At 63.2% G+C, this 10068-nt stretch carries 7 protein-coding genes; 1 reads left to right on the top strand and 6 read right to left on the bottom strand.

All coding sequences use genetic code 11. The features are described 5' to 3' along the window. Window positions 1-381: 381 nt before the first annotated feature. The 5 genes from ACNOHI_RS24205 to xdhA form a co-directional block, all read right to left on the bottom strand. On the bottom strand, window positions 382-1431 hold the full coding sequence (locus tag ACNOHI_RS24205) for a porin (RefSeq protein ID WP_420477289.1): 1050 nt from the start codon (window positions 1429-1431) through the stop codon (window positions 382-384). Window positions 1432-1611: 180 nt separating this feature from the next. Beyond that, window positions 1612-2955: a guanine deaminase gene (gene guaD / locus ACNOHI_RS24200; RefSeq protein WP_420477288.1), complete on the bottom strand. Its 1344-nt coding sequence runs from the start codon at window positions 2953-2955 to the stop codon at window positions 1612-1614. 29 nt (window positions 2956-2984) lie between these two features. After that, window positions 2985-4049, bottom strand: a complete 1065-nt coding sequence (gene xdhC / locus ACNOHI_RS24195; protein WP_420477287.1) for a xanthine dehydrogenase accessory protein XdhC — start codon at window positions 4047-4049, stop codon at window positions 2985-2987. Continuing rightward, on the bottom strand, window positions 4046-6388 hold the full coding sequence (gene xdhB, locus ACNOHI_RS24190) for a xanthine dehydrogenase molybdopterin binding subunit (RefSeq protein WP_420477286.1): 2343 nt from the start codon (window positions 6386-6388) through the stop codon (window positions 4046-4048). The genes xdhC and xdhB overlap by 4 nt, the downstream gene beginning before the upstream one ends. A gap of 14 nt (window positions 6389-6402) precedes the next feature. Further along, window positions 6403-7872 (bottom strand): xanthine dehydrogenase small subunit, encoded by a 1470-nt coding sequence (xdhA, locus tag ACNOHI_RS24185; protein ID WP_420477285.1) that lies wholly within the window; start codon window positions 7870-7872, stop codon window positions 6403-6405. Window positions 7873-8327: 455 nt separating this feature from the next. On the opposite strand from xdhA, the gene uraH reads away from it, so the two are divergent. Continuing rightward, on the top strand, window positions 8328-8681 hold the full coding sequence (gene uraH / locus ACNOHI_RS24180) for a hydroxyisourate hydrolase (RefSeq protein WP_420477284.1): 354 nt from the start codon (window positions 8328-8330) through the stop codon (window positions 8679-8681). Here uraH and ACNOHI_RS24175 read toward each other — a convergent pair. Further along, window positions 8666-10057 carry a C13 family peptidase gene (locus ACNOHI_RS24175; protein ID WP_420477283.1) on the bottom strand — a complete coding sequence of 464 codons (1392 nt, stop codon included), beginning with the start codon at window positions 10055-10057 and terminating at the stop codon, window positions 8666-8668. The genes uraH and ACNOHI_RS24175 overlap by 16 nt on opposite strands. Window positions 10058-10068: the final 11 nt, after the last annotated feature.

Genomic DNA, 10068 nt, shown 5'->3' with positions numbered 1-10068 from the left:
CTTCTCGTCCATCGGTTTGACATCCTTCCAAGGCATGGCTCTCTCCAGCAATGAAGATAGCCATAGGGTAAAAAACTGTTACCCATGTGCTTGAATTAATGTGTTACCGATCAGAGTAAACCGTACCGGTCGCTTTTCTTTGCTTACTTTCTTTGGCGAAGCAAAGAAAGTGAGTGGCCCGCCGGGGCCAGTCCCGGCTAGCATCAACGGAGTGACCACAGAATCGGGTTACCGAAGAAAAAGACAAACAAAAAAGAAAAACCCGGCGGTCTGCCGGGTTTCAGTTTCAATCGACATCCATCGATCAAATTCGCAAGGAGGGCTTATGGCCGGCCCTGCGGCCAGGCAGCGACTGTCGCCACTGCCTGAAGCTGAATTACATCAGAAGCGATGGCGGACGCCGACGCCGAAGCTGTTGCCGCTGTTCTGTGCGGTGATGCGATCGTTCATGAAGACCGCATACAGGTCGGTACGCTTGGACATGTCGTAGTCGTAGCCGACTGCAGTCGTGGTGCGCTTCTGGTCGGCGCCGACCACGGTGCCTTCACGCTTGGTCTGCGCCCAGCTTGCCTGGATCTTGCCCGCGCCCATCGGCACGGTCGCGCCCAGCGACAGGGTCTTGTCGTCGAGGTCGATGTTGTGGGAGGTCTGGCCGTAGGTGGCAAACAGCTTCGCTGCCTTCAGGTCGTAGGTGCCGCCCAGCATCCAGGCCTTCTGGCGGGCTGCGGTCGGGCCGCCGGTCGGATTGTTGACTTCAACCGTGTGATAGAACGCGGTCAGCGCGAGCGGGCCGTTGAAGTACAGCGCGTTGGCGCCGATGTTGTTCACGCCGTTGTTGCCTGCCTGCTCGCCGAGCTGGTAGTGCAGGTTGGCCTTCAGGCCGCCGAAATCGGGCGTCGTATAGCGGATGGAGTTGCTCCAGCCGGTATCGCCGGCCACGGAGTTGGTCCAGCCGGACGCGTTGAACAGCGGCACGTCTGCGTGCAGGATCAGCGGGGCGAAGGTATAGGAATCGCCGAACGGGTTGAACAGGATCGTCGGCAGGAAGTGCGGTGCCAGTTCACGGCCGAAGGAGATGGCGCCGAAGCCGCCGGACAGGCCGACGTTCGCATCGCGCGACCACATCGTGTCGCCAGGGAAGCGGCCCTGCACACCGGTGTCTGCCTGGAAGAAGCTGGTCAGCAGGAAGTTGGCCTTCAGTCCGCCGCCGAGGTCTTCGGAGCCCTTGAAACCGATCCACGACGTCGTCATGCCGCCGCTGTTGACGACCTTGCGTGCGCTGGCGTCGCCGGCGTTGCGCATGGAACCGGCATAGGCGTCCACGAGACCCATGACGGTGACATTGGTCTGTGCCATGGCGGGTGCCGCGGTGGCGGCGCACAGCGCTGCTGCCAGCGCGAAGTGTTTCAGTTTCAGGCTTGTTTGGTGCATGACATCTCCTGTTGCAATGCAGTTAAAGAAGCCGGGCCTCCCCGGACGGTAGTACTTACGCGCCCGCCTGTGGCCCCGCTTTCGAGTCGGGTGCCATTCTACTTTTCCTTCTGACAGTTGCGTAAGGGAAATTGGAGAACTTGATCGAGGTCAAGTTTTTTATTTGTCAAATTGGCAAATTCAAGTGCTGCTTTTTTCAGCATTTGTTTCGCCGCGCGCGTGTACCTGTTTACCCCCGCTGTACGTCGCGGCGACAGTGCGATCGTCCCCCAGCAGGGCCAGTGCAAACAGCAGTTCTTCGAGGCTTTCGGTGCGCGAAGTACGGCGCGCCAGCAGCGGCGTGGCCTGTGGATCCAATACAACAAAGTCGGCCTCGACGCCTGTGGCGAAATTGCCGACGGTTCCTTCGAGCTGCATGCTGCGCGCGCCGCCAAGCGTGGCCATGTAGAACATGCGTAGCGCCGACAGGTAGGTGCCACCCATGCGCGCGACCTTGTACACCTCGTTCATCGTCTGCAGCATCGAGAAGGAAGTCCCGCCGCCGACATCGGTGGCCAGCGCCATCGGTACGCGCGCTTCGTCGGCGCGCTTGAAGTCGAACAGGCCGCTGCCGAGGAAGAGATTGGAGGTCGGGCAGATCGATGCCGCCGACTGCGTGTCGCGCATGCGCGCGCGGTCGTGGTCGTCGAGCCAGATGCAGTGTGCATACATGGCGCGCGGCCGCATCATGCCGTATTTGTCATACACATCGAGATAGCTGCGCGACTCGGGGAAAAGCGACTTCACCCACGCCACTTCATCCGTGTTCTCTGCCACATGCGTCTGCAGGAAGGTATCCGGATAGGCGCGCGCCAGTTCGCCCGCCAGTTGCAGCTGCGCCTCGGTCGACGTTGGCGCGAAGCGCGGTGTGATCGCATAGAGCTGGCGCCCGTGGTTGTGCCAGCTGTTGATCAGTTCCTCGCTCTGGCGGACGCCGCCTTCCGCAGTGTCGCGCAGGAATTCCGGGCAGTTGCGGTCCATCAGGATCTTGCCGGCCACCATGCGCAGGTTGCGCTTGTGGCTTTCGCCGAAGAAGGCGTTCACCGACGTGGGATGCACGGTGCAGTACACCATCGCGGTCGTCGTGCCGCAGCGCAGGAGTTCGTCGATGAAGAAGTGGGCGACCTCCTGCGCGTGTTCGGGATCGTCGAACTTGCGCTCGTTGGGGAAGGTATAGGTTTCCAGCCACGGGAGCAGGCCGGGCGCAGGCGACGCGATCATGTCGGTCTGCGGGTAATGGATGTGCGTGTCGATGAAGCCGGGCACGATCAGCTTGCCGCGATAATCGAATACGGTGGTGTCCGGGGGAAGGGTGTTGTGCAATTGCGCGAAGTCGCCGGCTGCCTTCACGCGGCCATCCTCGACAACCAGCAGGCCGTCTTCATGCCAGCTGTGCGCGTTGTCATTGAAGGCGGGGTCGGCGGTGAAGTGGAGAATGCTGGCGCGGTAAGCCTGGCAACGGGGTGTTGCGGGGTTCAAGGTCATGTAATGCTTTCTTGCTTTCTGAAATACGGTCAAATTCCTGCGACTGTGCGAACGAGGCTGGGGCCGCTGCAGGCGCGGCGCGCGGCTTCTTCCCTTTCCCATACCTGCAACAACTGCGCGCACACTGATGCGGCAATCACGGCCGGGGCTTTGCCGGTGATGCCGGGGACACCGACAGGGCAGACCATGGTCTCAAGTTCCTGAGCGCCAATGCCGCGATCGCGCAGCCGATGCTCGAACTGCATGCGCTTCGTCTTCGACCCGATGAGCCCGAACCAGCCGCGATCCGCGCGACGCAGGATTGTCTCGCACAGTTGCTGGTCGAGCGCGTGGCTGTACGTCATGACAAGATAGCTGGCGCCGGGCGGTACTTCGTCGACCACGGCTTCCGGGGTATCCGTCGCCTCGATCTTCACGTTTGCCGGCAGGTTCGCAGGAAAAAGGTCCTCGCGCTCGTCTACCCATGTGACGAGGCAGGGCAGTTCGGCCAGCGCGCGCACGATGGCGGCGCCCACATGGCCCGCGCCGAACAGCACGAGGTGCGATCGGTAGGCGAGGCAGGGATCGACCATCCAGCTGCGGCCGTCGGCATCTTTCATCACGTGGCAGCCGCGTTCCCGGTCAATGCCGGACAGCGACGGGGGCAGCGATCCTTGCAGCGAATGCCCGTCGGTGTCAACCAGAACAGGCGCAACGGCGGCATCCAGTGCCACCACGCGCCAGGCATCCTGCCGCTGCCGCCAGATTTCTTCAAGCGCAGCGTAGAAGGCGTGCGCCGCGCCATCGACGCGCTCAAATGCGAGATGCACAACGCCGCCACAGCATTGGCCAAGACTCGGGCCGAGCGCAAATCGCGCTAGCCGACGTTCGGAAGCGGGCAGGGCGGAAGGCATGGACAGCATGTCGCGCGCCAGTTCGCAGGCGCGCATTTCGAGGTGTCCGCCCCCAATCGTGTCGAACTGCGACGAGCGCGTGACCAGCATCTTCGCCCCCGGCTCGCGCGGGCCGGAACCCTCCACGGACGCAACCGTGACCAGCACTGCCGGTTCTGCACGGGCGGTGATGGCACGGATTGCGTCGAGCCAGTTCATCATGCTGCGCGCACCGCGTCGACTGCGTTGAGGATGGCTTCGCTGGTCGCCGGCGCATTCAGCGGTGGATTCACCTTGTAGCCGCCGACGCTGGCCACCGCATCGCGGATCGCGAAAAATACCGAGAACGGCAGCAGCAGCGGCGGTTCGCCCACCGCCTTGGAGCGGTGGATGCTGTCGGCGGCATTACGGTTCTTGTACAGCTTCACGCGGAAATCGCGTGGGCAGTCGGAGATGCCGGGGATCTTGTAGGTGGACGGCGCGTGCGTCATCAGCTTGCCCGCCTTGTTCCACCACAGTTCCTCGGTCGTCAGCCAGCCCATGCCCTGGATGAAGCCGCCTTCCACCTGGCCGATGTCGATTGCAGGATTGAGCGAATTGCCGGCGTCGTAGAGTGCGTCGGCGCGCAGCAGTTTCCATTCGCCGGTCAGGGTGTCGACCACCACTTCCGATACCGCCGCGCCATACGCGAAGTAGAAGAAGGGATTGCCGGTCATGGTGGCCGCATCCCAGTGCAGGCCGGGCGTGGCGTAGAAGCCGTCCGACCAGAGCTGCACGCGGGCATTGTAGGCCTTGCGCACCACTTCGTTGAAGGGCTGCGGCGTGCCGTTGATGACAATGTGATTGTCGGCAAAGCGGATTCCGGCCGGGTCCGCCTTCCATGCCTGCGCGGCAAAGGCGGTCAGGCGCTCGCGAATCTGCCGTGCCGCATCCTGCGCGGCCTTGCCGTTCAGGTCCGCGCCCGTGGATGCCGCGGTGGCCGAGGTGTTCGCCACCTTGCTGGTGTCGGTTGCCGACACGCGTACCTGCGACAGGTCCAGTCCGAGTTCATGCGCGACAACCTGCGCCACCTTGGTGTTGACGCCCTGGCCCATCTCGGTGCCGCCGTGGTTGACGAGCACCGAGCCGTCCACATACACATGCACGAGCGCACCGGCCTGGTTCAGGTGCGTGAGGTTGAAGGCGATACCGAACTTGAGCGGCGTGAGCGCGATGCCTTTCTTCAGCACCGGACTGGATGCATTGAAGGCGCGCACGACTTCGCGACGCTGCCGGTAGTCACTGTCTGCTTCCAGCTCGGCGACGATTTCGTGGATCACATTGTCGACCACCTTCTGGCCGTAGTGCGTGACGTTGCGGCCTTCCTCGTCGCTGCGGCCGTAGAAGTTGGCCTTGCGCACGTCGACCGGATCCTTGCCCAGCGTCCGCGCGATCTCGTCGATGATGTACTCGATCGCGATCGCGCCCTGTGGCCCGCCGAATCCCCGGAAGGCGGTGTTCGACTGGGTGTTGGTCTTGCCGCACAGCGCGAGGATGTCGACATCGGACAGGTAATAGGTATTGTCGAAGTGGCAGACCGCGCGCGTGGCGACCGGGCCGGACAGGTCGGCCGAGTAACCGGCGCGCGATACCATCTCCACTTTCGCGGCGGTGATGCGGCCGTCGTTGTCGTAGCCGACCTCGTATTCGTAATGGAAGTCGTGCCGCTTGCCGGTCACCATCATGTCGTCGTCGCGGTCGGCACGCAGCTTCACCGGACGGTCCAGCTTTGCGGCCGCGATCGATGCTGCCGCCGCCCACAGCGCGGACTGCGATTCCTTGCCGCCGAAGCCGCCACCCATGCGCCGGCATTCGACCACCACATGGTGCGAATGCAGTCCGAGCGCATGCGCGACCACATGCTGCATTTCCGACGGATGCTGGGTCGAGCAGTAGACGTGCATGCCGCGGTCTTCCTTCGGCACCGCGTAGGAGATCTGGCCTTCGAGGTAGAACTGCTCCTGCCCGCCGACGTACAGCTCGCCCTTGACGCGATGCGGCGACTGCTCGAAGGCCTTCTGGAAATCGCCGCGCCGCAGGCGCATCGGCGGCAGCACGAAGGATTGCGCCTTCTTCGCTTCCTGCGGTGTCAGGATCGCGGGCAGTTCCTCATAGTCCACCTTCGCCAGCCGTGCTGCACGGCGTGCGTTGTCGTGCGTGTCGGCGATGACCAGGAAGATCGGCTGGCCGACATATTCCACGAGACCGTCTGCCAGGATGGGATCGTCGTGGATGATCGGGCCGCAGTCGTTGGTGCCGGGAATGTCCTTGGCCGTGTAGACCGCCACCACGCCGGGCGACGCCTGCACTTCCGTGAGGTCCATGCCCTTGACCCGCGCATGCGCTTTCTGCGACAGGCCGAGCGCGGCATGCAGTGTGCCTTGCATTTCCGGAATGTCGTCGACATAACGGGCCTCGCCGAGGACGTGCAGGAAGGCGGATTCGTGCGGACGAGGCACGCCGACTTCCGCCCACTCGGCGGCGGTTTTTTGCTTCAGGAAGGATTCGGTCGTCTTGTTCATGATCGTGTCACCAGTCATGCGCAGGCGAATGCGTTGACCGCTTCGGCGGACAGCGGGGCATCAGGCCGTGTTTCAAGCCAGAAACGGCGCAGCAGGTTCTGCGCGGATTTCATGCGGTAGTTGCCGGAGGCGCGCATGTCGGTGAGCGGCGCGTAGTCTTCCGCCAGTGCCTTGATGGCGTCGTTCAGCGCGTCTTCGTTCCATTCGCGGCCGCTGAGCGCGGCTTCGGCTTTCGGTGCGCGGCGCGATGTCGCGGCCATGCCGCCGAACGCGATGCGCGCGTCGCGCACGGTCTTGCCGTCGAGCGTGATGGCGAACGCAGCGCAGACGGCCGAGATGTCCTGGTCGAAGCGCTTGGACAGCTTGTAGGTACGGAAGCGCCGTCCGGGTTGCGGCAGCGGCACGCGGACCGCTTCGACGAATTCGTCCGGGCGCAGGTCCTTCTTCTGGTAGTCGAGATAGAAGGCTTCCAGCGGCATCGCACGCTGTCCGTCTTTGCCTCGCAGGACGATTTCGCTGCCGAGGGCGATCAGCCAGGGCGCGGAGTCGCCGATCGGGGAGCCATTGGCCACATTGCCGCCCAGCGTGCCCGCGTTACGCACCGGCAGGGAAGCAAAGCGCTGCCACAGTTCGGACAGTTCCTGCGGATAGTGCTTGCAGACCGCCGCATAGGCGTCGTTGAGCGTGACGGCGGCGCCGATTTCCAGCGTGCCGTCGGCTTCCTTGACGTCCTGCAGTTCGGCCACTTCGTTGATGTAGATGATGTCGCCCAGGTTGCGCATCTGCTTCGTGACCCACAGGCCGACGTCGGTCGAGCCGGACAGGATGGTGGCGGCAGGCTTCTCGGCGCGGATCTGTACCAGCTGGTCGAGCGTGCGCGGGATATGGAAGGACTGGCCTTCGAAGGTATACGTCAGCATGTCCTGGCGCTGGATGGCCTGCAGCGCGCCTTTCAGGGTGTCGCGGTCGAACTTCACCTTTGGCAGATCGAGCATGCGGTGCGCCGCGTCGATGATCGGGCGGTAGCCGGTGCAGCGGCACAGGTTACCGGACAGCGTATCGTCGATTTCCTTGCGTTCGGGGTAACAGGACTTGTCTTCCTGCTTCAGGTACAGGCCCCACAGGGACATCACGAAGCCGGGCGTGCAGAAGCCGCACTGCGAACCGTGGCACTCGACCATCGCCTGCTGCACCGGATGCAGCGCGCCGTCCGGCTGCTTCAGGTCTTCCACGGTGAACAGTGCCTTGCCGTCGAGCGTGGGCACGAACTGGATGCAGGAATTGACGGCCTTCAGTTCGACCGTATTGCCTTTCAGCTCGCCGATCACCACGGTGCAGGCGCCGCAATCGCCCTCGGCGCATCCTTCCTTGGTGCCGGTGCAGCGGTGTTCTTCGCGCACCTGCTGCAGGATGGTGCGGGTCGGAGACACGTCGGAAACGGTCTGAACTTCACCGCGATAAAGGTAACGAATGGCTTGTGTCATGCTCTCTCAACCATGAATTGTTGTGGCATTAGGTTAGCACTGGGCTGTTGTCTGGCTATATCCGGAACATGATGCAGGGTATCCTCGACATGCAATACGGGAAATATCGGGACGATGCATGACTGTCTGATAGTCATCATGCAAGATGCGTGCGAGAAGGGCAGGGGATGGGGTGAATAGTGGGTATATGGGCTTGGATATAGGGGCGGTGGCAGGCGGGTGACGACGGTGGGTTGCCCTTGAAAAGTAGCCCGTCATCCCCGCGAAGGCGGGGATCCATAGGCAAGTCGCACGAACTAGCTCACTATGGGTCCCCGCCTGCGCGGGGACGACGGGGATGAGGCAGGGTTGATTGACCTTATCCGCCCGCCTGCATGAGCCCTATATCGCAAGCACCATAAGCAAGCCACCCTCCCGATATATCATTCCCCCAATCCATTCCACAGGAGAAACCAATGGGAAAACTGAGCACCCACGTACTGGACGTCACGCAGGGCAGGCCGGGCGCCGGCGTGCTGGTCGAACTGTATGTCGTGGAGGCAACGCAACGGACCCTGGTGTGCAGCACGGTGACCAACGCCGACGGCCGCTGTGACGCGCCGCTGCTGCAGGGAGAGGCGATGCGCGCAGGCCAGTATGAGCTCGTATTCGGTGCCGGCGACTATTTCGCCGCCCAGGGCGTCAAGCTTCCCGAGCCGCGTTTCGTCGACCGCGTGATCATCGCCTTCGGCATCGCCGATCCATCGCAGAACTACCACGTTCCGCTGGTGGTCTCCCCCTGGTCGTACTCGACCTATCGCGGCAGCTGATTCTTCAACTGCTGTTCCAGTCGGGCAAGGCGGGGACGGATCTCCGTTCCCACGCTGATCTGCGGATTGGAATAACCGTCATCCTTGCCGGCTTCCTCTTCCCGGTTCTTGATGACGTCGCGCGCCGCCGCATGTGCCGACTCGAACGACAGCGTGTTATTGCGCAACTGCTCGTCGAACATCGCCCGCCCGAAAAACGTCAGTTCCGACCCGCGTCCGCAGCCGTAGGACGTGTGTTCGGCGTCGGCCGCCGTCATCACCAGCGTCGAATCCCCTGCCAGGGCAGGGATCCAGCTTCCCGAATAGCAGGCGGAAATCGAAATCACCCGATGGCGAATGCCGGCCTGGTCCAGCCAGGCTTTAAGCTCGGCGGGATGCACGGGCGTGACCGTCATCGGCCAGAAATCCGCTGTCAGTTGGCCATCCTTTGCTCCGTGCGAGGTCAGGTGGAGGAAAAGGATGTCCTCGTTGCGGTCCATCACTTCGGCCACGCGCTGGATTGCCCGCTGCAGGTTGCGCGGCGTCGCCCATGGCCACTGGTTGACAGTCTGCACGTGGTTGACCAGCTGCACGCCCTTTGCGCCAAAACGGCGCGCCATGACATCCGAAACCATGGCGCTCTCACGCAAGAACACATCCTCGTCCGAGTACGGGGCGAAGGTGATGGCGTACACGTCGATTGCGCCCGGGCGCTGCTTCGGAATTTCCCTGAGCCGCTGCGCGAGCAGCTGCGGCTGCGCTTCCATCAATTCCTGCGTCAGGCTCAGTCGGCGCCGCTGCTCCTGCAGGTCGTCGTCGGCGGGCGTCCAGAATCCGGCTGGCTGCACGGCATATTGCAAGGCGGACGCCGCGACGAGGCTTGACGCGGCCAGCAGAAGACGGCCGGAGTGATGCGCGCCGTCGCGGGACAGCAGGGTGACCTGGGCGAGGATGGCCCAGAGGGCAGGGCCCAGCCATAGCGCCCACATCCCCGCTTCCCCCAATGCGCGCGCGCTGTGCAGGTTCGCCCTGACCAGTACGACATAAGTTGCTCCGGCCACTAGCGAAACGAACAGCGATTGCGCCAGCACCATCCCGAACAGGTGGGCCGCGGTGCGGGTCGGGCCGCGCATCAGGTAGCAGGTCCAGGCAGCGACCAGCGTCGGCAGCCAGCCGCTCGCGAGCGTGCGCCATTCGAAAACGGCCGGGCCGGGCAGGGTTAGGCGCTCGAACGCGAGGTTCAGCAGGATGCCGTAAAGAACCAATAACGCGACCAAGCCGGGAGAGGGCGTCAGTCCTTCCCATCGCGCAGGCAGGAAGAGTGCGGTACGCGCGCCTTCGCCCAGCCACCCCGAAAGGCCCTTCTGTGAAACTACCCTTGCTTCCTCTTCGATCATTCTTCTGCTTC

It is taken from the genome of Noviherbaspirillum sp. ST9, from assembly GCF_048799745.1.
Taxonomy (GTDB): Bacteria; Pseudomonadota; Gammaproteobacteria; order Burkholderiales; family Burkholderiaceae_D; genus Noviherbaspirillum.
The sequence above is the reverse complement of the archived record's forward strand: the minus strand, read 5'-3'. Positions and strand labels throughout refer to the sequence as shown.

Excerpts from the sequence above, each read along its gene's own strand:
- guaD (WP_420477288.1), bottom strand. The coding sequence starts at position 2,955 with ATGACCTTGAACCCCGCAACACCCCGTTGCCAGGCTTACCGCGCCAGC.
- xdhA (WP_420477285.1), bottom strand. The coding sequence starts at position 7,872 with ATGACACAAGCCATTCGTTACCTTTATCGCGGTGAAGTTCAGACCGTT.
- ACNOHI_RS24205 (WP_420477289.1), bottom strand. The coding sequence starts at position 1,431 with ATGCACCAAACAAGCCTGAAACTGAAACACTTCGCGCTGGCAGCAGCG.
- ACNOHI_RS24175 (WP_420477283.1), bottom strand. The coding sequence starts at position 10,057 with ATGATCGAAGAGGAAGCAAGGGTAGTTTCACAGAAGGGCCTTTCGGGG.
- xdhC (WP_420477287.1), bottom strand. The coding sequence starts at position 4,049 with ATGATGAACTGGCTCGACGCAATCCGTGCCATCACCGCCCGTGCAGAA.
- uraH (WP_420477284.1), top strand. The coding sequence starts at position 8,328 with ATGGGAAAACTGAGCACCCACGTACTGGACGTCACGCAGGGCAGGCCG.
- xdhB (WP_420477286.1), bottom strand. The coding sequence starts at position 6,388 with ATGAACAAGACGACCGAATCCTTCCTGAAGCAAAAAACCGCCGCCGAG.